The 24,887-nt window shown below is 54.2% G+C and carries 19 protein-coding genes; 15 read left to right on the top strand and 4 right to left on the bottom strand.

All coding sequences use genetic code 11. The features are described from left to right. Positions 1 to 102: 102 nt before the first annotated feature. Positions 103 to 1,263, bottom strand: coding sequence for a hypothetical protein (locus tag D3A97_RS03865; RefSeq protein WP_119076828.1), 1,161 nt, complete (start codon positions 1,261 to 1,263; stop codon positions 103 to 105). Between the two features lie 297 nt (positions 1,264 to 1,560). On the opposite strand from D3A97_RS03865, the gene D3A97_RS03860 reads away from it, so the two are divergent. From D3A97_RS03860 to D3A97_RS03825, 8 genes are all read left to right on the top strand, one after another. Further along, positions 1,561 to 2,811: an efflux RND transporter periplasmic adaptor subunit gene (locus D3A97_RS03860; RefSeq protein WP_119076827.1), complete on the top strand. Its 1,251-nt coding sequence runs from the start codon at positions 1,561 to 1,563 to the stop codon at positions 2,809 to 2,811. A gap of 11 nt (positions 2,812 to 2,822) precedes the next feature. Next, positions 2,823 to 4,169: an ABC transporter permease gene (locus tag D3A97_RS03855; protein WP_119076824.1), complete on the top strand. Its 1,347-nt coding sequence runs from the start codon at positions 2,823 to 2,825 to the stop codon at positions 4,167 to 4,169. Continuing rightward, positions 4,162 to 5,634, top strand: coding sequence for a TolC family protein (locus D3A97_RS03850; protein WP_232825842.1), 1,473 nt, complete (start codon positions 4,162 to 4,164; stop codon positions 5,632 to 5,634). Before D3A97_RS03855 ends, D3A97_RS03850 begins: the two co-directional genes overlap by 8 nt. Before the next feature lie 191 nt (positions 5,635 to 5,825). Next, positions 5,826 to 6,434 (top strand): hypothetical protein, encoded by a 609-nt coding sequence (locus tag D3A97_RS03845; RefSeq protein WP_157986338.1) that lies wholly within the window; start codon positions 5,826 to 5,828, stop codon positions 6,432 to 6,434. Positions 6,435 to 6,579: 145 nt separating this feature from the next. Continuing rightward, positions 6,580 to 7,197: an RNA polymerase sigma-70 factor gene (locus D3A97_RS03840; RefSeq protein ID WP_198673855.1), complete on the top strand. Its 618-nt coding sequence runs from the start codon at positions 6,580 to 6,582 to the stop codon at positions 7,195 to 7,197. 65 nt (positions 7,198 to 7,262) lie between these two features. Next, positions 7,263 to 8,225, top strand: coding sequence for a FecR family protein (locus D3A97_RS03835; RefSeq protein ID WP_119076814.1), 963 nt, complete (start codon positions 7,263 to 7,265; stop codon positions 8,223 to 8,225). A 29-nt stretch (positions 8,226 to 8,254) separates the two neighbouring features. Then, positions 8,255 to 11,611, top strand: a complete 3,357-nt coding sequence (locus tag D3A97_RS03830) for a SusC/RagA family TonB-linked outer membrane protein (RefSeq protein WP_119076812.1) — start codon at positions 8,255 to 8,257, stop codon at positions 11,609 to 11,611. An 11-nt stretch (positions 11,612 to 11,622) separates the two neighbouring features. Beyond that, a complete protein-coding gene (locus D3A97_RS03825; protein ID WP_198673854.1) occupies positions 11,623 to 13,155 on the top strand; it encodes a SusD/RagB family nutrient-binding outer membrane lipoprotein in 1,533 nt (510 codons plus the stop codon). Positions 13,156 to 13,213: 58 nt separating this feature from the next. Here the strand turns inward: D3A97_RS03825 and D3A97_RS03820 are convergent, their stop codons facing one another. Continuing rightward, positions 13,214 to 14,437 carry a purple acid phosphatase family protein gene (locus D3A97_RS03820; RefSeq protein WP_119076808.1) on the bottom strand — a complete coding sequence of 408 codons (1,224 nt, stop codon included), beginning with the start codon at positions 14,435 to 14,437 and terminating at the stop codon, positions 13,214 to 13,216. 212 nt (positions 14,438 to 14,649) lie between these two features. Here D3A97_RS03820 and atpD point away from each other — a divergent pair, with 212 nt between their 5' ends. Together atpD and atpC are read left to right on the top strand one after the other, a co-directional pair. After that, positions 14,650 to 16,149 carry a F0F1 ATP synthase subunit beta gene (gene atpD, locus D3A97_RS03815; RefSeq protein WP_119076806.1) on the top strand — a complete coding sequence of 500 codons (1,500 nt, stop codon included), beginning with the start codon at positions 14,650 to 14,652 and terminating at the stop codon, positions 16,147 to 16,149. Positions 16,150 to 16,184: 35 nt separating this feature from the next. Continuing rightward, positions 16,185 to 16,436: an ATP synthase F1 subunit epsilon gene (gene atpC, locus D3A97_RS03810; protein ID WP_119076803.1), complete on the top strand. Its 252-nt coding sequence runs from the start codon at positions 16,185 to 16,187 to the stop codon at positions 16,434 to 16,436. Between the two features lie 55 nt (positions 16,437 to 16,491). On the opposite strand, the gene D3A97_RS03805 is transcribed toward atpC, so the two are convergent. Then, positions 16,492 to 17,043 (bottom strand): YqgE/AlgH family protein, encoded by a 552-nt coding sequence (locus D3A97_RS03805; RefSeq protein WP_119076801.1) that lies wholly within the window; start codon positions 17,041 to 17,043, stop codon positions 16,492 to 16,494. Between the two features lie 769 nt (positions 17,044 to 17,812). On the opposite strand from D3A97_RS03805, the gene D3A97_RS03795 reads away from it, so the two are divergent. The 4 genes from D3A97_RS03795 to D3A97_RS03780 are packed head-to-tail and all read left to right on the top strand — an operon-like array spanning position 17,813 to position 21,618. Then, positions 17,813 to 19,144: a sensor histidine kinase gene (locus tag D3A97_RS03795; protein WP_119076797.1), complete on the top strand. Its 1,332-nt coding sequence runs from the start codon at positions 17,813 to 17,815 to the stop codon at positions 19,142 to 19,144. Positions 19,145 to 19,199: 55 nt separating this feature from the next. Next, positions 19,200 to 20,006 (top strand): HesA/MoeB/ThiF family protein, encoded by an 807-nt coding sequence (locus D3A97_RS03790; RefSeq protein WP_119076796.1) that lies wholly within the window; start codon positions 19,200 to 19,202, stop codon positions 20,004 to 20,006. Between the two features lie 2 nt (positions 20,007 to 20,008). Then, positions 20,009 to 20,797: an alpha/beta hydrolase gene (locus D3A97_RS03785; protein WP_119076794.1), complete on the top strand. Its 789-nt coding sequence runs from the start codon at positions 20,009 to 20,011 to the stop codon at positions 20,795 to 20,797. After that, a complete protein-coding gene (locus D3A97_RS03780) occupies positions 20,794 to 21,618 on the top strand; it encodes an alpha/beta hydrolase (RefSeq protein WP_119076792.1) in 825 nt (274 codons plus the stop codon). The genes D3A97_RS03785 and D3A97_RS03780 overlap by 4 nt, the downstream gene beginning before the upstream one ends. Before the next feature lies 1 nt (position 21,619). Here D3A97_RS03780 and D3A97_RS03775 read toward each other — a convergent pair whose 3' ends face one another. Then, the gene (locus D3A97_RS03775; protein WP_232825841.1) at positions 21,620 to 22,531 is read right to left on the bottom strand and encodes a S66 peptidase family protein; all 912 of its coding nucleotides are present in this window, start codon (positions 22,529 to 22,531) and stop codon (positions 21,620 to 21,622) included. 113 nt (positions 22,532 to 22,644) lie between these two features. On the opposite strand from D3A97_RS03775, the gene metG reads away from it, so the two are divergent. Beyond that, positions 22,645 to 24,723 (top strand): methionine--tRNA ligase, encoded by a 2,079-nt coding sequence (gene metG, locus D3A97_RS03770; RefSeq protein WP_119076790.1) that lies wholly within the window; start codon positions 22,645 to 22,647, stop codon positions 24,721 to 24,723. The last annotated feature ends 164 nt before the right edge of the window (positions 24,724 to 24,887 follow it).

Here is a 24,887-nt window from a genome sequence, read left to right as displayed (position 1 = left end):
CCAAGGCTGTTGTTCAACGGTCGGGGCAGCGGCCGCACCATTGGACCACCTTTTGGGACGCTCCTTTTTCCCGGTCAGACAGGCTGGGATAGTAACCTCCCCCTACACCATCGGGTGCCTTTTGAAGGCCTTTTCCCGGTCAAACAGGTAGCGGTAGGTAACCAGCCGCCGGCTGCGGTAGGTGCCCAGGCTTTCCGCTATATTGATCATTTTCGGGTTAAAATCCCCGATCCACTGCATTTCATAGTCGTCATACAGCTTTTCGGCCTGTATGATATTGCCGCCTTCAACAATAATATAGGCGTCCACCCCTTTGGCCTGGAACTCCGGCACCACGCCAAACACAATACCCGTGAACTTGCGGCAGGAGCCGGTCATTTTCAGCCACAGGAACTTCAGTTTCTGCAACAGGCCGAATTTGCCGCCCATATGTTTAAAATACTGGTTCAGCTCCGGCAGGTTCAGCCAGCAGGCAATAGGCTCGTTATTATAATAGGCAAACCACACAATCTTCTCGTCCATCACGGGTTTCATCTTTTTGAACAGCACCAGGGTCTGCTCTTTGGTGATTTCCTTGCCGCCGCCGTGGCCGGCCCATGCCTTGTTGTAAATGGTGGTAAAGTCTTGCGCAAATTTCTCCAGCCTGTCTTTTTTTATGTGACTGGCGGAATAGGCGGGGTCTGCGGCCAGGGCGGCGTGCCGGGTATAGAACTTATCCTGTATCCGGTCATGCACGTTCAGGGCAAAGCAGATCTGGTTGAAAAACAGCCTGAAACCATAGTTTTCAAACAGTTGCTGGTAGTAGGGCGGGTTATAGCTCATGCCATAGGGCGGATTTTTGTACCCTTCCACCTGCAGCCCCCACCAGCGGTCCCGGTCCCCGAAGTTGATGGGGCCGTCCATGGCGCCCATGCCCCTTTCCAGCAGCCAGGCCTTGGCGGTGTTGAAAAGCAGGTTAGCGGCTTCCTGGTCATGAATACAATCAAAGAACCCGACGCCGCCCACGGGCACATCGTCTCCCTTGGTGCGGTATTTTTTGTTCACAAAGGCGGCAATGCGCCCGGTAAGGCGGCCCTGCCCGTCTGTCATCACCCAGCGGATGCACTCCCCGGAACGGAAGGCCTTGTTCCTGGAAGGGTCAAAAACTTCTTCTATATCCTTGTCCAGCGGCTGTATCCAGCCGTCTTGCCCCCGGTTCAGCTCCACATGCACATCCAGGAACTGCCGGGCGGTTTTTTCATTTTCTACAATAATTAATTGCATCGGGCGCATTTTACAAAAATAAAAGTTAATGTTGTTCCGTTAATTATTTCGCGCAGAGAATCCGGCATTTTCAGCCTTTTATCCCAGGACCCGTGCAGTCTGTCACAATTAACATTTCGTTTAGTCTTCGGCGTATATATTTATGAAAGGATTCCGCGTGGAGTTGAAAAAAAATCCTCATTTTTTTATGGAAAAAGTGATCCCGTGCATCCCGATAGGAAACCATAGAAGCAGCAGAACGGACGCAGCGCTCAATTGACCCTTTGATAACTTAACTATTACACACGCATTTTGCCTATGTTCAAGAAAAAATGGTGGCTCATTGCCGCATCCCTAATTGTTTGCCTGGTAGTATTCTACTACGTATTTGCAAGCAAACCTGCGGGCGTTATCCCGATCATTGAAGTAAAAAAAGGCAATTTCCGCGATGTGGTGGTCAGCCCCGGTGAACTGATGGCGGAAAATACCGTTTACATCCAGGCCCCTTCCGGCCTTCAATCCAACCAGATCTATGAGGAGATCAAGATACAGGACATGGTGGCCGAAGGCAGCCATGTAAAGGAGGGTGACTACATTGCCTCCCTTGACCCCGCCGTGGTGAACAAAAAGATAGGAGACGTGCAGCTGGAGCTGGACAGGGCGCTCACCACCCTGTCTCAAACCTCGCTGGATACCACCCTGCAGATGCGGGAATCACGAGACAACATGCAGAACCTCCGGTTCCAGATGGAGCAGAAGAAGCTGGCCCTGGAACTGAGCAAGTTTGAGCCCCCGGCCACCATCCGCCAGGCGGAGCTGGACCTGGAAAAGGCCCAGCGTGACCTGGACCAGCTCATGGAAAAGTACAAGATCCAGCAGCGGCAGGCCGCCGCCAAAATGGACCAGGCCGCCCGTGAGGTGAAACGCCGCCAGGAGCAGGTCAATAACCTGGAAGAGCTGCGCAGCAAATTCCGCATTACCGCCCCCAAAAAAGGGCTGCTGGTATATATCGTAGACTATGCCGCCGGCGGTAAAAAGAAAGCCGGCTCCGCCATCCGCTCCTGGGACCCGCGCCTGGCCATGCTGCCGGACCTGTCCAGCATGATGTCCAAAACCTACATCAATGAAGTAGACATCAGCAAGATCAAAAAAGAACAGAAAGTGACCATGGGCCTGGATGCCTTCCCCGAAGTAAAGCTCAGCGGCATGGTCACCTCCGTGGCCAACATCGGAGAGAACCGCCCCGGCTCCAATGCCAAAGTGTTTGAAGTGATGATCAAGCTGGATAAGGTAGACTCCATTCTCAAACCCGGCATGACCACTTCCAACAACATCCTCATCAACCAGATACCGGACAAGATGATCATTCCGCTGGAATGCGTGTTCAGCGAAAAAACGCACAGCTACGTATACGTCAGCAGAGGCAACGCCATTGAAAAGCGCGAAGTGAAGCTGGGTAAAAGCAACGATGAAGAAGTAGTGGTGGAAAAGGGCCTGGAAGCGGGAGACAGGCTGTACATGGCAGAGCCTCCCACTGCAAAGGATAACAAGATCACTCTCCTCAAATAAAAACGAACAGCATGCGAAAAGTATGGGGAGCCCGTAACATGAACAATCTCAATATTGCGCTGGACTCGCTTGTGGCCAACCGCCTCCGGTCTTTCCTGACCGCGCTGGGCATTATTTTCGGCGTAGGCGCGGTAATTGCCATGCTGGCCATTGGCCGGGGCGCAAAAGAAGAGATCATGAACCAGATGAAACTGGTGGGCGTCAATAACATTGTGATCAAACCGGTGCTGGAAGACAAAAAAGATGAGGAAGAGAAAGCGGCCCAGGGCAAGAACACCGAAGAAGAAAAGAAAAAGTTCTCCAAGGGCCTCAGCCTGCAGGATGCCCACAGCATCCTGAAAATGGTGCCCACCGTAGAGGCCATCAGCCCGGAAATGATACTGGAGCAGGACGTGATCTACAGCGGCAAAAGCAAGCGCCTGAAAATGGTAGGCGTGGAGCCGTCTTTTTTTGCCCTTAACAACATCGGCCTCTCTTCCGGCAAAATGTTCAACGAGCAGCAGCTGGGCGGCGGCGAAGGCGTATGCATCATTGGCGCGGGGGTGAAAAGGAAATTCTTCATTTCGGAAGATCCGCTGGGCAAGGTGATCAAATGCGGCCAGCAGTGGCTCAAGATCATAGGGGTAACGGATGAAAAGCTCATCAGCAGCGCCACCAAGCAGAACCTTGGCATCCGGGACTACAACATGGATATTTATGTGCCCATCCGCACCACCCTGGTGCGGTACCGCAACCCGGCCATCCGCATCGAACACCGCAGCTGGTTCGAGTCTGACGAGAACCGCAACCAGCCCGTTAGCCAGTCTGTTCACCAGCTGGACCAACTGGTGGTGAAAGTGCATCAGCCGGAGCAGCTCACGGCCTCCGCCGGCATCATCAGCCGCATGCTGAAGCGCCGGCACAGTGACGTGATGGACTTTGAAGTGAGCATACCCGAGCAGCTGTTGCAGCAGCAACAGAAAACGAAAGATGTGTTCAATATAGTGCTCAGCGCCATTGCGGGAATTTCCCTGCTGGTGGGCGGCATCGGCATCATGAACATTATGCTGGCTTCCGTGCTGGAACGCACCAAAGAAATAGGCATCCGCATGGCCCTTGGCGCACAGAAAAGGGACATTGTGATGCAGTTCCTTTTTGAGGCCGTGCTCATCAGCCTCTGCGGCGGTTTTATAGGGATACTCCTCGGCGTGCTGGGGGCGTATACTGTAGACAAGGTGGCCGATATTAAAACGATCATCTCCGTTATTTCCATCCTTTTATCTTTTGTGCTGGCTTCTTCCGTTGGGCTGATATTCGGGATATCCCCGGCCCGGAAGGCGGCTAACCAGAACCCGATTGAATGTTTACGTCATGCCTAGAATCAAACTCTTTTTTATTTCCCTCTGCGCTATGAGCATTGTGATAACCGCCAGTGCGCAGCAGAAAATGGTATTGCAGGATGTAGTGAGCATGGCGCAGCGAAGTTCGCCCTCCTATTACCGCGCGCAAAGCCGGGCGTTGAACTCCCTCTATGCTTACCGGTACTTCAGGGCGGGGCAGATGCCGCAACTGGTGCTGGACCTTTCCAACAACAGCAGCCCCATGGGCGAAACGGTGGAGGTGCTGCAGCCGGACGGTAAAATTGAATACCGCCGCCGTTCAACTTCCAACACCTCATTGGGCCTGGGCTTGCGCCAGGCGGTACCGTGGACGGGCGGTATCTTTTCCGTACGGTCAGACCTGGCGCGGTTTGACCAGTTCTCGCCTGATAAAAGAACGGCGTACCTGGCCACCCCGTTTTCCATCAACTACAACCAGCCGTCTGTAGTGTACAACCCGTACTACTGGGAGCGCAGAATATCACCCATCCTCTATGAGGAAAGCAAGCGTACTTACGTAGAAGACCTGGAGCGGGTGGCGCTGGATGCCTCCGGCTACTTTTTTGCCGCGCTGGCCGCGCAAACGCAGGAAAATATCTACCAGCTGAACGTACAGAATACAGACACGCTGTATAAAATATCCAAGGGCCGTTTTGACCTGGGCAAAATAGCGGAGAACGAGCTGCTGCAGATAGAGCTGAGCCTGCTCAATGCCCGCAACTCCCTGGAGCAGGCCACGCTGCAGAAAGAAATTGCCTACCAGGAGCTGAAACGTTTCCTGAACATGCCGAAAGACGCTGATATAGCACTGAACCTGCCCAATAACACGCCGTTGTTTGACGTACCGCTAGACAAAGCGGTGGCCGAGGCCGGCAACAACCGCCAGTCTGTGCTGGAGTTCCGGCGCAGGCGGCTGGAAGCGGAGCAGGATGTGGCCGAGGCCCGCGCTTACAGCGGCTACGAGTTCAACCTGCGGGCGCAGCTGGGGCAGTCTAACAACGATTCCACCTTCCGCGGGGTATACCGCGGCGGGGACGTGCAGCAGAACCTTTCCGTGGGCATAGCCATTCCTATTATGGACTGGGGCCGCGCGCGCAACCGCGTTCGGCAGGCCAAAGCCAACCGGGACCTGATAGAGATAGACGTGCAGCAGGCAGAGCGCTCCTTTGAGCAGGAAGTATACCTGCAAACCCAGCAGTTCAACATCCAGAAAAAACTGCTGGCCAGCGCCACCAAGGCGGACACCATTGCCCGCCTGCGGTACGAGATCACAAAGCAGCGTTACCTCATTGGCAAAATATCCATTACAGACCTGAACCTGGCGCAGCAGGAAAAAGACCAGGCCAGCCAGGGGTATATTGCCGCCCTGCGTAATTTCTGGAACGCCTACTACACCGTGCGCAGGCTTACCCTGTATGATTTTGAGCAAGACAGGCGGATCAGCTACGAGTTCACGGAGAAGTAGGCGGAGCGGAAGAAGCGCTCCCATTGCCGGAAGGCCGCTACGGGCGCTGGCAAAACGACCGCAACGCCTGATTGCTGAAAATGAAACGCCCCGCTTGCGGTATGGCGTGCTGTGTAAATTAACTACGGCGCCCGAGCTGTCAATAATGCCGGCCCCATGAAATCCGGCATTATTTTTTCTGTAACAACTGTATGACTCAAAGATGGATCTTGTTTGCGGTATTAGGTGTTTTCATCCTGGCGCTGGGCGTAAAGTCCTGCGCGGAGCAGAAGCGGGCCGGCCAGTTGCTCCGTGAGAATGAGCGGCTGATCAGGGAAAACCGCGACCTGCGCAACAGCCTCACCCTCAGCAGCCGCAACGCCCAGCAGATAGCAGACCGCAAAGACCTGCAGGTGCAGGCCCAGGCCCAGTTCGTAGACAGGCGGGAGTACTACCGCCGCAACTGGAAACAATATATTTCCATCAACACGGGAGATTACAAAACCGGCTTCCTGGGCGGCATCAAAGACCTGAAGATCACCGTTCGCAACCAGACGGAATACCCCATAGATAATGCCGTAGTGGCCGTGCAATACCTCCGTGGCAACGGCAACGTATTCAAAACAGAGCAGTATACCGTACACAACATCCCCGAAAAAGGCACCGGCTCCGTACCAGCCTCCAATTCCCGCAAAGGCACCAAGGTGAACATTGTGCTGGTCAGCGTTACCAGCCAGGCCATGAATTTCTGCTGGTCTAAAGACAAGCGCGTGGCGCCCGGGGACCAGGATCCCTTTGCCTGTGTGGCTACCGGTAAATAATGACCTGTAAGCCTTGCCAATCGCCGCTTGTGTCAAGCAGCCAGATAACCAATTGTATATGAATGCAAATAAATGCCTTCACGGAAATTTAACCGTGCAATTCCGGGAATTGTCATTTATTTGATATTTTGTATGCCAGATGGATATGAATGCACAAGTGAACAATCAATACGCCACGGATGAGGATGTGCTCCTGTGTGAACTGGTAAACCAGGGTGACGAAGCGGCGTTCCGTCGTCTCTTTTCCAAATACCATCAACCTGTTTTCGGTTATGCCTGCAAATTGACCCGCTCCAGGGAAATAGCGCTGGACGCGGTGCAGGAGGTATTTATGAAAACATGGATCAACCGCGGCCACCTCAACGGCAACCTCTCCATTAAAGCCTACCTCTTCAGCGCCATCCGCAACTACGTGTTTGATTACCTGAAGAAGGCCATGCACAGTGAAAAGCTGCGCCAGCATATTCTGTATCATCAACCCGGCAGTGTGGCCGGTACAGACCACCGGGTTATTCTCCGCGAGCTGGAGGAAGCCCAGGCCCGTATAATAGACAACCTGCCGCCGCAGCGGCGCCAGATATTCAGGATGAGCCGCTTTGATGGGCTCAGCCATGAGGAAATTGCCGAACGCCTCGGTATTTCCCGCAACACAGTGAAAGACCAGATCGTAAAAGCAACGCGCATATTACGTGAACAATTAGGCGGACATAATGAAATGTTGGTAGCCATAGCCATAGCAGTAGCCTTTCAGATCGAGCTGTAAATTTTTTTTCACGGAGGATCGTCCCTCTTTCTTTCCCGGTCGTATTACTTATTGCAGACACACTTATGGAGGAAAAGGAAAACATCAAAGCGCTCTTTATTCGTTTTGCGGAAGGCACTGCCACGCCGGGTGAAAAGGAATATATACGCGAATATCTGCTGGATGGAGGGTCCGCGGAAGACCTGCCCATGCCGGAAGACCTGGCGCCCGGCGGCCCGGCAATGACGGTGGAAGAAGCGGAACTGGTGTACAGCACCATTACGGCAGTACGCCCCGCGCCCCGCCGCGTTAACTGGTGGCGCATGGCGGCGGCGGCCATGGTACTGGGCATAGCGGCCTGTGCCGGCTGGTATGTATGGATGCGCCCGCCGGCGGATACCATCATGGTGGCAGACGGGGACACGGCCAAAACCATCCGCCTGCAAGACGGTACTACCGTACAACTGAAACCCGGTTCCGTACTGACAGTAGCGGGCAATTTCGGGAAACAGCGGCGGGAAGTGGAGATCAGCGGCGCCGCCTACTTTGCGGTAGAAGCCGTGGCCGCCAAACCTTTCATTGTACATACGCCGCATGCGCTGGACGTGGAAGTGCTGGGAACGGAATTTAATGTGGACGCGCGCAGGGGGAAAGCCCGCGTAGTGCTCACCAGGGGCAGCGTGAAAGTACGGGTGAATACGGTGAAGAACGTACATGAGATGCTGCTCAAACCGGGTGAGATGGCGGACTTTGACCCGGGGCTCAAAACCTTTTCCCGCAGGCCGGCAGATACATTGTTGTACGCCGCGTGGAAAGACAACCTGCTCACGTTCCGCAACCAAACGCTGGCAGGCGTGGCATACCACCTGCAGCAGGAGTTCGGGCAGGAGCTGCGTTTTGCGGACACGTCATTATCCGCGCTCGTATTCACGGGTTATTTATCGTCAACTGATATTAGAACAAGCATAAAGACACTGGAAAAAACATTTGACCTGCAGGCACAACGTATCAACCAAAACATCATTCTAATTCAGAAAAAAACAAAGTAGTTATCACACTTACCTAACGAAACATAAGTATGAGGATCACATTACTGGGTGGCTTGTTGCTGCTTGGCAGCTATCATTATGCCTATTCCCAAACATATGCCACCGTCAGGAATTTCCCGGCAAGGATACAAAGCGGCCATGCGGAAATGACATCGCTGAGCACCCTGCTGTCTGACCTGGAAGAGGCGCTGAACGTAAAGTTCAGTTACAACGCAGCACTCATTGGCCATAAGAAGGTGCGGAACGCCAGCATCACCACGCTGGTCAAAAACGGCTGGGACCGCGAGCTGAAAATACGCCTGGCCCAACTGGGCCTGACCCTTACGCCCAATGGCCTGCAGCATTATATTATCAGGCCCGTTGCCCCGCAGGCAGACCTGGCCGCGGAGGGGCAAACAGTAGCGGTGGAGCGCATAGAAGTGCGCGGCACCGTTACGGATTCAACCACCGGCACGCCTTTGCCGGGCGTGGCCGTAGTGGTGAAGGGTACCTCCAATGGTACCATCACCAATACCGCCGGCGCGTACACGCTCAAAAACGTGCCGGACAATGCAACGCTGGTGCTGAACATGCTGGGCTACCGCGTTACCGAGGTACCGGTAGACGGCAGGGCCTCCATCCATGTAACAATGGCTACGGAGAACCGTGTGCTGGACCAGTTTGTGGTAACGGCCCTGGGCATCAAGCGGGAAGAAAAATCACTCGGTTACGCGGTGCAGAAAATTTCAGGCGAAGCCATCCAGACCGTAAAAGGTACCAATATAGGCACCACGCTGACCGGCAAGATATCCGGGCTGGTGATCAAGAACAGCACGGAGTTCTTTCAGGCGCCCACCATTGAGCTGCGCGGCGCCACCCCGCTGCTGGTAATAGATGGCGTGCCTTACGGCAACCTTACCCTGCGGGATATCAGCCCTGACGATATTGAAAGCATGGACATACTCAAAGGCGCCACCGCGGCGGCGCTTTATGGCCAGCGTGGCGGCGCCGGCGCCATCATCATTGTTACCAAAAAGGGCAACAACAGCAAAGGCCTGTCTGTAACGCTCAACAGCAACACTATGTTCACGGCCGGTTTCCTGGCGCTGCCAAAGGGGCAAACCTCTTACAGCGCGGGGCTTGGCGGGGAGTATGACCCTACGGACTATGTATGGGGCGCCCGGCTGGATAACGGGGAAATGGCGCAGCAGTGGAACCCTGAAACCAAACAGATGGAGAACATGGAGCTGACCTCCCGCGGCCGCAACAACTTCCGCAACTTCCTGGAAGCCGGGTATGTGACCAACAACAACATCAGCGTGGCGCAAACCGGCGAGTATGGCAGCTTCCGCGTGTCTATGACGCATATACACGACAAAGGGCAATACCCCAATGCCAAGCTGGACATGGTGAACTTCACCGTTGGCGGCGAAATAAAGCTGGGAGACCGTTTCTCCCTGGAAAGCCACATGGGCTACAACAAAAGGCTCAGTCCGCAGATTGCCGGCAAAGGCTACGGAGACCAGGGCTATATCTATAACATCCTGATGTGGACAGGCCCGGAATACGATCTCTCCAAATACCGGGATTACTGGGTAGTGCCGGACCAGCAGCAGAACTGGCATTACAAGGCCTGGTACGATAACCCGTACCTGATGGCCTACGAAAAGCTGAAAGGCATAGACCAGAACACCACCAACGCCAGCCTCACCGCTACGTATAAAGTATTTGACGGCGCCAGGGTGATACTGCGCAGCGGCTGGGATTTTTATGGCCACGTAGAGACCCGCCGCAACCCCATCGGCATCAACTCCACCAGGGGCTGGAACGCGCTCGGCATGTATGCGTTTGACAGGTCTACCGGCTACAGCACCAACAACGACCTGATCTTTACCTACGAGAAAAAGATAGGAGACTTTGCCGTAGACGCACTGGCCGGCGGTACCATCTATTATTACAAGGATGAATACACCAAGGCTTCCACCCGCAACGGCATCAGCATTCCCGGTTTTTACTCGCTGGCCGCTTCCGTTGAAAGGCCTGACGTAACCGCCACCCAGAGCGCCAAGCAGGTGAACAGCCTGTACGCCAAGGCCAGCCTGGGCTGGAAGAACCGCATCTTCCTGGACGTAACGGGCCGGAACGACTGGAGCTCTTCCCTGCCTAAAACAACAGGTTCCTATTTTTATCCCTCTTACGGCGCCAGCGTGGTACTGTCTGAGTTCATGCAGCTGCCCTCCTGGGTGAGCTTCTGGAAGCTGCGCGGCTCCTGGGCGCAGTCCAAGAACGACCTGGCCGTGTACGCCACCAACCGCACGTACTCCATCACCGCTGCCGCCTGGGACGGCTACAACGCCGCCACCTATCCTGACAACCTGCTGGGCGCAGACGTGTTGCCCCGCACGGACCGTACCTGGGAAATTGGTACGGCGGCCTACTTCCTGAAAAAACGCCTGCGGCTGGATGCTACTTATTATAACAAATACACGTACAACATTCCCGCCAGCGCCAGCGTGTCTTCCACGTCCGGCTTCAGCTCCAAGCTGGTGAATATAGACGAGACCTACGTTCGCCGCGGTGTGGAAATAACCGCAGACGCTACCGTGCTGAAGCGGGGCCGGTTCCAGTGGGAAACCATCCTCAACTGGTCTACCTCCCGCCGGTACTACAAGTCCCTGGACTCCGTGTACTCCGCGGATAACCTCTGGACCAAGGTAGGCGCCCGCGTAGATGCCGTTACCATCAATGACTGGGAGCGGGACCTCTCGGGCAACGTGATACACCAGGCCAACGGCATGCCGCTCAAAAGCGATTACAAGACCCGTATCGGTTACCTGGACCCTTCCTGGGTATGGGGCTGGGGCAATACTTTTTCTTATGGCGATTTCAGCCTCTCCTTCAATTTTGACGGCAGGGTAGGCGGCCTGCTGGACAATTACACCGATGCCAAAATGTGGGACACGGGCTCGCATCCGGACAGTGATAACAACTGGCGGTACGATGAAACGGTGAACGGCAAGATCAACTATGTAGGGCAGGGCGTGAAAGTAACGTCCGGCTCCGTGGTGCGGGACAAATACGGCCAGATCACGAAAGACGACCGCCAGTTTGCGGCTAACGACAAGGCGGTATCCTACGAAAGTTATGCCCGCAGCTACCAGACCGGCATCCCCGGCGGCTGGGTAGATCCCTCCTTCCTGAAGCTGCGCGATGTATCGTTCGCCTACCGCGTGCCCGGCGCCATTGCCGGCAAGATAGGCGCCAGAAGCGCCAGTGTGGCCGTTACAGGGCAGAACGTGTTTTTATGGACAAAAAAATTCCGCTTTGTAGATCCTGACGGCGGCAGTGACGACGTCAGCTCTCCTTCGCTCCGCTACATCGGCATGAACCTTAAGGTGACCTTTTAAAACGAATGATCATGACCAGAAACATCATACCATACATCATTGCGGCATTGGTTATACTGGCAGCGGGCTGCTCCAAATTTGACGAGATCAATACCAACCCGGACAAGCCCACCCATGTTACCTCCGGCATGCTGGCCACCAAGCTGATCCTGAACATCACGAAAGACGATATCAGCTCCCAGAAAAGTTTCCTCTATAATTTCATGCTCAGTAAATACGTGGCATGGTCAGAGTTCCCGGAAGCATCGCAATACAACAAGTTTGGCCGCACCAGTTTTGACGGGCTGGTTATACTGAACAACGTGCCGCAAATGGTACGTTACGCTACAGACGAGGGCAAGCACAATGCCTACAAGGGGCTGGGGCATTTTCTCCGCGCCTGGAAGTTTTTCCAGCTCACCATGCAGGTGGGGGACATGCCGTATTCCGAAGCGCTGAAAGGTGAATCAGACAACGTGATCAACCCGAAATATGATACCCAGAAAGAAGTGTTCATGGGCATTCTGACGGAGTTGGACTCTGCCGACGTGCTGTTCTCGAAGGCCGCCAGCTTTGACGGAGACCCGGTGTATAACGGCAACGCCGCCAAATGGCGCAAACTGGCCAACAGCTTCCAACTGAAGGTGCTCATCAACCTGTACCGCAAAGCGGGAGATACAGATCTGAAGGTGAAAGAACGTTTTCAGCAGATCGTCTCCGCCCGCCCGGTGTTTGAAAGCAATGCAGACAACTTTGCCCTGAAATATTCAGACAAGGCCGGCCAGAAGTACCCCTTCTTCAAGGAAAACAACCAGTTCATCATTTACAACATGCTCACCACTACGCTGATAGACCAGCTGAAAACCCTGCAAGACAGGCGCCTGTTCTATTATGCCAAACCTTCTCCTGTAGAAATTACCGGCGGCAAAACCGCCAATGACTGGACGGCCTATAAAGGCATAGACGCCGCCGCCGTGTACTCTGACCTGAGCAAAGTGGCCAGCAGTAAAGATTTTAGCGCCATGAACGAACGCTATACGGAAATTCCGCAGGGCGAGCCCTTCTGCCTGCTCAGCTTTGCCCAGTTGAAATTCATACTGGCGGAGGGCGCCGCAAGGGGGTGGATCACCGGCGCGGAAAATTATTATAAACAGGGCATCACCGCCGCCATGGAATTTGTGGCCGGCAACACGCCAGACGATGCGCGTTTCCATCACAACATGAAAATAGACGCCGCCAGCATTCAAACTTACCTGGCCGGCCCCGATGTGGCCTTTGGCGCCACGTTAGCGGAGCAGGTGGAGCAGATTGCCGTACAGCAATACCTTGCCACCTTTCTGCATGCGCCCAACAACGGCTACTACGAATACCGCCGCACGGGCTACCCCGCGCTGCCGGTGAACCCCGCTTCCAACCAGAACACCATGCCGGACCGTATTCCCCGCCGCTGGCTGTACCCGCAAAAGGAGCTGGACTACAACGGGGAGCATGTGAAAGCGGCTATCAGTACGCAGTACGGGGGGAATGACGATGCAAATGTGGATATGTGGATATTGAAGGATTGACCCTTCGTTACAATAAAAAAGAGCAGGCTTTGCGGCCTGCTCTTTTGCTTTTATGACGTTAGCGTTTACTTTTCAGGTCTACCCGCCCCACTTCCGTGCCGTCATCCTTCAGCATTACCAGGTTCAGGTCTTTTTCCGTAGCCTTCACCCTCATGATGGTGCGGAAGCCTTCTTTGGGCCCGCCGCCGATCACAATGGGGTAGGCGTGTTGCCCGGCTACCGGCTGGTGTATGCCGTAGCGGTGGGTATGGCCGGAAATGCTGAGGTCTACCTTGTGTTTTTCGAACAGCGGGGCAAACAGGCGGCGGCAGTCCATGGTGCCGTGCCAGTCTCCGGAGTAATAGTGAGGAATATGCATCATCACCACCCGGAAGGCCGCTTTTTTGAAGGCCGGGGTTTGCGCCACCTGGGCAAACCATTGCGCCTGCTGCTGGCGGTACTGGTCAAAGTTGACGATGCCGGCGTATACGGGGTGGGTGTCTTCCTTGTCTTCCCCGGTATCTATCACCGTAAAATGTACCGGCCCCCAGGTTTTGGCGAAATAATAAGGGCCGTCAAAGTAGTTGCCCAGCTCGCGGCGGTATTTACCCCGCGTTTCGTGGTTGCCGCGGGTAAAAATGAACGGCTTTTGGGAGGCAAAGGCCTGGCCGGCCGGCAGCAGCAGGTGGTCTATCACCTGTTGTTCATCTACCTGGTAGTCAAATATATCGCCGTTGAAAAACACAAAATCATATGGGTCTTTGTTCAGGCCTACCAGGTGGGGGATGCTTTTGGGCCGGTCATGAATATCGTTCATCACCAGCCAGCTGACCTCTTTGGGCTTCAGGGCGGGCGTTTTGAAGCTGAACACCTCGCTGGTGATCGTTTCCCCGTAGGTGAGCTTGTAGGGCTGGAACTCGGCTATTTCCTTTGATTTTACAACGTAATGGTAAGTAGTGTCAGGTTTCAGGCCTTCCAGCCGCACGCGGTGCAGGCTGTTGTACGAGTCTACAATGCCGCCTTCGGCGTGGTGGGCAACGCTGCCCAGGGCGGCGGTTTCGCCATGCTCTACCCAGCTGTAGGAGGGGCGGTTGCTCATCCACATGATGGTAACGGCCGTAGGCTCCGGGTTTTGGAGGTAGGGCGGGCAGGCAAAGGCGTATGGCGCGGGCTCCGCGGGTTTGGTTGCTTTTACCGTGGCGGCGGCAGCGGCCAGCGGTGAAAGGCTGATGCTGCCGGCAATACCGGCCTTGGCAATGGCGCCGAGAAAGCTGCGGCGGTCTAAGGCTTGCTTATCTTGCATGGAACGGGTTTTTAAAGGTTGAGTAGCCCCGTAAAAATACTGCGCAGAAAGGAAAAATGCTATCCTATAACACAAACTTAATATATTTGCCGGGCGGCCGTAAACCTGACGAAAATCACCCCAAATCAAATTCTCATAATTTTGGGTTTTCAGGCTTCAAATATTACCTTTGCGCAAAATTTTGCTTTAGCATTAATAAACTTCTAAGAAATATGCCTAACACAGGTAAGATCAAACAAATCATCGGTCCCGTTGTGGACGTGCATTTTGAAGGAAAATTGCCCGAAATTTATAACGCCCTCGAACTTACCCGTGAAAACGGCCAGAAAGTGGTGCTGGAAGTTCAGCAACACCTGGGTGAAGACAGCGTTCGTACCGTAGCGATGGACTCTACGGACGGCCTGGTTCGCGGTATGGCCGTTACGGACAAGGGCGCTCCCATCAAAATGCCTACCGGTGATGCCATCAAAGGCCGTTTGTTCAACGTGGTAGGGGAAGCTATTGACGGTCTGGGCCAGCTGGACGCTACCAATGGCGCTCCCATCCACCGCCAGCCCCCCCGTTTCGAAGACCTCGCCACTGATACGGAAGTGCTCTTTACCGGTATCAAGGTAATTGACCTGATCGAGCCTTATGCAAAAGGCGGCAAGATCGGCCTGTTCGGCGGTGCGGGTGTAGGTAAAACCGTATTGATCCAGGAACTGATCAACAATATCGCCAAAGGCCACGCCGGTCTGTCCGTATTTGCCGGTGTAGGCGAGCGTACCCGTGAAGGGAATGACCTGATGCGCGAAATGATCGAGGCAGGCATTGTGAAATATGGCGAAAAATTCAAGGAATCCATGGAGCATGGCGGCTGGGACCTGGCTGCTGTAGACAGGGACGAGCTGAAAGAATCCCAGGCCACCTTCATTTTCGGCCAGATGAACGAGCCCCCCGGCGCCCGTGCGCGTGTGGCCCTCTCCGGCCTTACCATGGCGGAATACTTCCGTGATGGGGATGGTACCGCAGGCGGCGGCCGTGACATCCTTTTCTTCGTAGATAACATCTTCCGTTTCACCCAGGCAGGTTCCGAAGTATCCGCCCTGTTAGGCCGTATGCCTTCAGCGGTAGGTTACCAGCCCACCCTGGCCACTGAAATGGGCCTGATGCAGGAACGTATCACTTCCACCAAAAACGGCTCCATTACCTCCGTACAGGCGGTATACGTACCGGCGGATGACTTGACGGACCCTGCTCCGGCCACTACCTTCTCCCACCTGGATGCTACCACGGTACTGTCCCGCAAGATCTCCGACAAGGGTATCTATCCCGCGGTAGACCCGCTGGACTCTACCAGCCGCATCCTGAGCCCCGCCATTGTAGGCGAGGCACACTACAACTGCGCCCAGCGTGTGAAAATGATCCTCCAGCGCTACAAGGAGCTGCAAGACATCATCGCCATCCTGGGTATGGACGAGTTGAGCGACGAGGACAAACTGACCGTATCCCGCGCACGCCGTGTGGAACGTTTCCTCAGCCAGCCCTTCCACGTGGCAGAGCAGTTTACCGGCCTGAAAGGCGTACTGGTCCCCATTGAAGAAACCATCCGTGGCTTTAACATGATCATGGACGGTGAGGTGGACGAGTATCCGGAAGCAGCCTTCAACCTGGTTGGTTCTATTGACGATGCCATTGAAAAAGGCAAAAAACTGCTGTCTACCGCCAAATAAGGCAGCCGGGATGATCCATCATTAAACTGATTAACATGTTATTGGAAATATTAACACCTGAAAGAAAGCTGTACACAGGCGATGTGTATGGTATCCAGTTGCCGGGTGTAGACGGTTCCTTCGAAGTGCTGGACCGCCACGCTCCCCTTATTGCGGCGCTGGGTAAAGGCAAAATGAAGGTGCTGAAAGACAAGAACCAGGCAGAGCATTACACCATTGAAGGTGGCTTTGTGGAGGTGCTGAACAACAAGGCCACCGTACTTGTGGAAGGCGCTACCGTTGTTTGATCGCTCTTACAGGAAAGATACCAGAAGGCCGGGCTGCATGCCTGGCCTTTTGTTTTTAGTTCAGGGAAGGGTCTATGGGGAAATTGGCCATCATGGCAAAGTTGTTGCCCTTATCCTGCAGGGATTGTTTCCAGATCTCCTGCTCATCTTCTGAAAACAGCAGTGGCGGGTTGATGCTGGAAATGATCCAGCTCTTTTCCGTCAGCTCCCCTTCCAGCTGGCCGCTGCTCCAGCCGGAGTAGCCAATGAAAAATTTGATCTTCTGAAGGTCCAGCGCGCCGGCGTTGATCAGCTCCACTACGGCCGCAAAGTCCCCTCCCCAGTAAATGCCGGGAAATACCTCAAAACCGCCCTCTATCAGCGCGGGCATCTGGTGAATGAAATGAATGGTGTCCATCTGAACGGGGCCGCCAAAAAAAACGGGGATGTTGGGGGTTAACACGGCGGGTATCAGCTCATCCAGCTTCTGGTCAAATTGCCGGTTCACCACAAAGCCGAAACTGCCTTCCTCCTGGTGCTCGCAAAGCAACACCACCGTTCGGGCAAAATTCGGATCTTTCAGAAAAGGGTCCGCTATCAGCAATATTCCAGGCGCCAGTGTATCCATATACCTTTTTTCCTTAAGCTCTAACCAAATTTAGCCAAGAAAAGGGAAAAACCGGGGTTATTTTTCGGAGAATCTGCGGGTGGGGGTGCCAAAGCCTTCTTTGTCGCATTTGGCCTGAAGAACTGCCTTTTTACCGCGTTTCTGCCGGTATTGGACTTGAGCTGTAAGAATGTAACAAGGCGATAAGAAGCCGATAAGAAGCCGATAAGCCCAAGGTACCAAGCCGATAAGAAGGCGATAAGAAGTTGGCCGCCTGTTCATATGCCAAATTTAAATCATCATTATAATTATGATTATCAGTGCTCTGTTGCTTTTTACGCTTTCTCCGGCTTTTCAACTTGATCCGGAAAGGCAGCGTATCCATGAATTTCCGGTAAGGTACCCGGCCCATTCTGCCGGTAAGGTACCCGGTGGAGATGTAGGGCAAAAGAAAAAGGGACCTAGAAAGATCCCTTACCATTTTATCAACCAAAATCTAAATCGCTTATGGAACGAATCCACGTCGATGTATGTAGAAAGTTTATTCGCTTGTTTTGTGTGTTATCTGAGTACATCAAATTTGGTACCAGATGACAATGCAAAGTTATGGAAACTGGAAATAATTACAGCATAAAATCCGCGTTAAAATTACGTTAAAGTGGTAGTTTATAGCGGACCGGGCCACGGATAAGCCTTTCCACGAATTAATTTTGTACCATAGTTGCTATAGCAATTAGTTCACCAGGAGGGGATTTTCCCTATATTTATCGTTTTATTACCAGACCGTAACATGCTGCCGTTAAAGAAGATATTTCCTGTCATCATTGCCTTGATCACCTTGTCCCTGCTGGGGATCATCTACATTCAGTACAGCTGGATAGACAGTGTGGCCCGTATCAAAAGGGAAGAGAAGGAACAGAAAACGGCGGAAGCCGTAATTGCTGTAAGGGAAGTGATGGTGAACCGCCAGATACAGGTGTTGAACCGGCTGAAAATAGACGCTTACAAACAAACGGGGCCGGGCGGCTCCATCTTCCTGCCGGAAGTTATGAATCCTAACATTTCGGTGGGCCAGCGTTTTGACCAGCAGGAAGTATCTGACCTGTTGAAGAACGCGTTTAAAGAACGCAAGCTGGACACGGTGTTTGAATTTGGCGTGCTCAACAAAGGGTACGCGCTGTTCAGCTCCGCGCATTTTACAGACAGGCTGATCGGCGCTGTGGAAGATTCCGCCCTGTACCTGCAATATGCCATACCGCTTTCCGAAAACATCGGCACCACCTCTCCGGAAGCCCTGGTGGTGTTTGTGCCGCAAAGCAGCCTTACCGTATTCAAATCCCTGGGCTGGATGATATTTGGCGGTATTCTTTTCACCATCATCATCGTTACCGCTTTTGCGCTCACCATCCGCACCATGCTGGGGCAGAAAAAACTGTCCGAGATCAAGAGCGACTTCATCAACAACATGACGCATGAGCTGAAAACGCCGCTGGCCACCATTTCCCTGGCCATAGACGCCATCGGCAATGAACGGGTGATGGACAACCGGGACAAGATCCGTTACTTTTCCGGCATCATCAAGGAAGAGAACCGGCGCATGAACAAACAGGTAGAATCCATCCTGCAATCCGCGTTGATGGAGAAGGAAGAAATTGCATTGAACCTGCAGCCTATGGACGTGCACCACCTCATTACCAACACCGTGGAAAACCTGCAGCTGCAGCTGGAAGGCAAGAACGGCCGGGTAGACCTGCAGCTCAATGCCCATCAGCCCATTATCAAGGCAGACGAAGTGCATTTTTCCAATCTCATTTTCAACCTGCTTGACAATGCCATCAAATACTCCAAAGACAATCTTGAAATTCGCATCACCACCGGCAACACCCGTAAAAACCTGGTGATCTCCATTGCGGACAATGGTATTGGCATGAGCAGGGACACGGTATCCCGCATCTTCGAGAAATTTTACCGCGCGCATACCGGCAATGTTCACAATGTAAAAGGTTTCGGCCTGGGCCTGAGTTATGTAAAGGCCATTGTAGACGCGCATAAGGGGAAGATCAGGGTGGAGAGCATACTGGGCAAGGGAAGCCGCTTCACCATGGAGTTCCCGCAGGAGTAAGCAGCGCTTTCTCCCTATCTTTGCAGTGTATTATTGAATCAATAGCTTCGCTCTCATGCTGTCTGAAAAAGAACTGGAACGATATAAACATCCCATTGCAGTGCCGGGTATGGGCATAGGCCTGCAGGAAACACTGAAAACATCGCGCGTCCTTGTAATAGGGGCGGGCGGCCTGGGCGGCCCCGTGATACAATACCTCAGCGCCGCCGGCACCGGGGTGATCGGTATTGCGGACTATGGCGTGATACTGGAAGAAGACCTGCACCGCCAGCCGCTTTTCAACATGCAGGACCTGCGGAAGCACAAGGCCAAAATGGCTGCCAGCCGCCTTTTCTCCTTCAATCCCTGGAACAAGCATTACCCCATATTGCTGCAGGTGAAGCCTGACAACGTGGAGCAGGTGATCAGCGGTTTTGACCTGGTGATAGACTGCTCCCAGCACCGCGCCACCCACCTGGTGGTGAGCGATGCCTGCCTGCTGCACAACAAGCCGTTCATGACCGGGGAAGTGCATAACTGGATGGCCTGGTGGGGCGGTTTCAACATGCCGCTGGATAGCGGCGCGCGCTCCGGCTCTTACCGCTGCAGCGAGATGCAGATAGACGAGTTCCGCAACTTTGACGCCGGGGCCATGGGCGCCACGCACGGCGCTTCCGCCCTGCTGATGGTGAATGAGGTGATCAAGTACCTGGCCGGCGTGCCGGGGCTGGCGGGCAAGCTGCATACGTTCGACTACCTGCACCAGAAATTTGAAGTGTCTGAGCTGGCGGCAGACGCGGCCGGCATAGCGGCGGTGAAAGCGCGCGGCCTGCTCACCGCGGAGGAGTACGGGCTGGAGATAGTGCCCGATGTGGAAGACTAAAGATGTCCCCCACCGTTATATACATCATTGCCGGGTACCTGGTGCTGCTGGTACTGGTCTACCTTGTGCAGGAACGGTTTATTTTCAAACCGGAAAAACTGCGGCCTGATTTTGTGTTCCGGTACGATCAGCCTTTTGAAGAACTTTTTTTTGAGCCCGCTCCCGGCGTACGCATCAACGGGTTGCATTTTACCGTACCGCAGCCGCGCGGCATATTGCTGTACTTCCATGGCAACACGCGCAGCATCAAAGGCTGGGGCAAGTTTGCGCGGGATTTTACCCGCTACGGGTATGAAGTGGTGATGATAGACTACCGCGGCTTTGGTAAAAGCACCGGTAAAAGAAGCGAGCCCCAGCTGATGCACGATGCGCAGTTCGTATACGATTCCCTGGTGGCCGTACACCCCGAAAATCATATACTGGTGTACGGGCGCAGCATGGGCAGCGGTTTTGCGGCCAAGCTGGCCAGTGATAACCGCCCCCGTTACCTCCTACTGGACGCGCCTTATTACAGTTTTGCCAGGGTGGTAAAGCGTTTTTTACCTATTTTACCGCTGCGCTGGGTGCTGCGGTACCATTTGCGGACAGACCTCTGGATCAGGAAGGTGCAATGCCATACCTACATTTTGCACGGCACCCGGGACCGGTTGATACCCATCCGCCACAGCCAGCACCTGCAGGCGCTCAACCCGCGCAGGATCACGCTGATACGCATTGAAGGCGGCGGGCACAACAACCTCCCTTCCTTCCCGGAGTATCATGCGTTCATCAGGGATATTTTGCAGGAATGATCAGTATGGAAAAGACCAAAGTGCTGAAATACGTTAAGAAAATTGCCATCTGGGCCATCGGGCTGTATTTTGCGGCCGGGGTGATATTGTATTTTGTGCAGAACAAGCTCATTTTTCACCCGGAAGTATTGCCGGTCAACTATCAGTACAAGTTTGATATTCCCTTCCAGGAACTGCTGATACCGGTCAACAAAAAGGTAAAGCTCAGCGCGGTGCTGTTCAAGGCCAACCGCCCGCGGGGCATGGTGCTGTATTTTCACGGCAATTCCAGCAACATTAACCGGTACGCCAAAGCGGCGCCTGATTTTACCCAACACGGGTACGATGTGCTGATGATGGATTACCGGGAGTTTGGGAAAAGCACCGGCCGCCTCACGGAAGCGGCCATGTATGAGGATGCGCTGCTGATGTACAAGGTGGCGCGCAGCCGCTTTGCGCCGTGGCAGATCGTGATCTACGGCAAGTCGCTGGGAACGGGTATTGCCGCCCACCTGGCCTCCGTACGGGACTGCCGGCGCCTGCTGCTGGAAACGCCCTATTACAGCCTGGAAGATGTGGCCTCCCAGGCCGCGCCCATTTACCCCTACAGCCTGATGCTGGACTTTAACCTGCCCACTTATGAGTACCTGCCGGCCGTAACGGCCCCCGTTACCATTTTTCACGGTACGGAAGACGAAACCGTGCCGTATGCGTCCGGTAAAAAGCTGCAAGAGCTGCTGAAAAAAGACGATGAATTTGTGACCATCCCGGACGGCGGGCATAACAACCTGCGGGATTACCCGCTGTACCGCCGCAAGCTGGATTCCGTGATGGCGTTGTAGGCTATTTTACCTCCTCCAGGCTCACCCCCTTGCCACTTACTTTCAGTTCATGCGGTATGCCCAGTTTGAGCGCATAGTTTTGCTCCTGGTGCCCCACGGGGAAGCCGTAGGCTACCGGGTAATCATACTCCTGCACCAGGTTGCGGATAATTTCGTACTCCGTTTGGCCAAACGGGGTCTCGGTTTCCTTTTCCTCTGTAAACGAGCCTACCACCAGGCCGGCCAGGTGGTCCAGCCAGCCGGCGCGTTTGAGGTTATACATCATCCTGTCTACGTTGTACCGGTACTCCCCGATATCTTCCAGCACCAGTATCTTTCCCCTGGTGTTGATCTGCGAGCGGGAGCCGGAAACGTTGGCCAGCAGGGAAAGGTTGCCGCCTACCAGGGCGCCTTTGGCTTTGCCGCCGCGGTTCATGGCGTGGGGCTGGCAGGCGTAGCGGCTGCGCTTGCCCAGCAGGGCCTCGCGCAGGCTGTTCACGTATATGTTCTCGTGCGTGGCCATGGTAATGCCGCTGCACATCATGGCGTGGATGCTGGCTATTTTCTGCCGCTGCTGCAGGTGCGCATGCAGCGCGGTAATATCGCTGTAGCCGCAAAGCCATTTGGGGTGTTTGCGGAAACGGCTGAAGTCTATGCGGTCCAGGATGCAGATCATGCCGTAGCCCCCGCGCCCGAAAATGATGGCCTTGATGTCTGGATGGTCCATCATATCCTGCAGTTCTTCCAGCCGCAGCTCGTCAGGAGCGGAGAAGTTATGAAAGCTGGTGCCTACCGTAATGCCCAGGTGTACCCGGAAGCCCCAGCTTTCTATCACACCGGCCGCATATTCGGCCGCGGCCAGCTCCATTTTGCTGCTGGGGCAGGTGATGCCTATCAGGTCGCCTTTTTTGAGATTGGGCGGAATTTTGATCATTCTACAGTGCTTTAGTTTACCTTTGCTGATTAAAAATCGGGTACTTTTGCCCGGCGCACAAAATAAATGATATTGCCACAATTTTAATTTTTAAATAGACGAATCATATTCAGATGCAAAAATTTAACAGATACCTGGTGACCGCAGCGCTCCCTTATGCAAATGGCCCCGTACACATCGGCCACCTGGCCGGGTGTTACCTGCCTTCGGACATCTACGTGCGGTATCTGAGAGCCAGGAAAACAGACGTGAAATTTGTGGGTGGCACGGACGAGCACGGCGTTCCCATCACCATCAAGGCCATGCAGGAAAACGTAAGCCCGCAGGCCATCGTAGACAAGTACTACGCTATCATCAAAGACAGCTTCGATGCCATGGGCATCTCTTTCGATATATTTTCCCGCACTTCCCGCCCTGTTCATCACCAGACGGCTTCAGACTTCTTCCTGAAAATGTATAACGACGGTGTTTTCGAAGAGAAGGAGTCCGAACAGTATTTTGACGAAGTGAAACAGGTGTTCCTGGCAGACCGTTACATTATCGGCACCTGCCCCAAATGCGGGAACGACAAGGCGTATGGCGACCAGTGCGAGCGCTGCGGCAGCGCCCTCAGCCCCGATGAGCTGATCAACCCCCGCTCCGCCCTCAGCGATGCCGTGCCGGTGAAAAGGAAAACCAAACACTGGTACATGCCGCTGCAAAACTATGAGCCCTGGCTGAAGCAATACGTCATTGAAGACCATAAGGAGTGGAAAAATAACGTGTACGGCCAGTGCAAAAGCTGGCTGGACAACGGCCTGCAAAGCCGCGCCATGACGAGAGACAGCAACTGGGGCATCAAGGTGCCCCTGAAAGATGCCGAAGGCAAGGTGCTGTACGTATGGTTCGATGCGCCCATCGGCTACATTTCCGCCACCAAGGAACTGACGGAAAACTGGGCGGACTACTGGTGCCAGGAAGATACCCGGCTGATCCACTTCATCGGGAAAGACAATATTGTGTTCCACTGCATTATTTTCCCGGCCATGCTCAAGGCCCACGGCGGTTTTGTGGTGCCTGACAATGTGCCCGCCAACGAGTTCCTGAACATAGAAGGTGAAAAAGTATCCACTTCCCGCAACTGGGCCGTGTGGGTGCATGAATACATAAAAGACTTCCCTGACCAGCAGGACGTACTGCGGTACGTGCTGTGCGCCACGGCCCCGGAAACAAAGGATAACGACTTTACCTGGAAAGACTTCCAGGACCGGAATAACAATGAACTGGTGGCTATTTTCGGCAATTTTGTGAACCGTACCATGGTATTGATGCACAAACTTTGCGGCGGAAAAGTGCCTCCTATGCACGCTGCGGCGAAAGACGCCGCAGATGATGCCATTTACGCCATGCTGCAGGACGCGAAGGGGAAAATAGCCGAATCCCTGGAAACCTTCCGCTTCCGGGATGCGCTGGCCGAAGTGATGAACGTAGCCCGCGAAGGCAACCGCTACCTGCAGGAAAAACAGCCGTGGATACTGGCCAAAACGCCTGAACTGCAGGCGCAGCACCAGGAGGTGATAGACAATTGCCTGCACGTTTGCCTGCAGCTGACCGCCAACCTCGCCATTTTCGTGAACCCCTTTCTGCCGTTCACCGCGCAGAAGATCTGCCACATGCTGAAAGTGGTAGACCGCATGCTGGAATGGGAAAACGCCGGCAGCATGAAGCTGGTGAGCGTAGGCTATTCCCTGCGCGCGCCCGAGCTGCTGTTCAAAAAAGTGGAAGACGAGCAGGTGAAAGCGCAGGTAGACAAACTGCACGCCGGCCTCAAACAGGCCACGGCCCAGCAGGCGCCCGCGCCCGCCGCCCCTGAAAAGCCCAAAAAAGCAGAGATTCAGTACGACGATTTTGCCAGGCTGGACCTGAAGGTAGGTACCATTGTGCAAGCGGAGAAAGTGGAAAAAGCGGATAAACTGCTGAAACTGACGGTAGACCTGGGAGACGAGCAACGCACCGTGGTAAGCGGCATTGCCATGCACTACGCGCCGGAAGCCATTGTAGGCAAACAGGTAACGCTGGTGGCCAACCTGGCGCCGCGTAAAATGCGCGGCATTGAAAGCCAGGGCATGATACTGATGGCGGAAGATAAAGACGGCCGCCTCGTGTTCGTCAACCCGTCAGACGCCGTAGCGCCAGGCAGCGGCGTAAGCTGAGGAAAATTTAATACGTTTTTTAAAGTAAAAGCCCTGCGGCCCGTATAACGCCGCAGGGCTTTTTGTTACGCGGGCAGGCCTGCCGCCGTTCCCCGCCGCCGCGGCTTTTACCGCGGGGTTTTTTCATGCCCCGCGCCGTTCCAAGCACAAAAAATGCTAAATTC

This window comes from Chitinophaga alhagiae (assembly GCF_003568665.1).
GTDB lineage: Bacteria > Bacteroidota > Bacteroidia > Chitinophagales > Chitinophagaceae > Chitinophaga > Chitinophaga alhagiae.
Note: the sequence above shows the minus strand (reverse complement) of the source record. Positions and strands in the feature narration are given on the sequence as shown.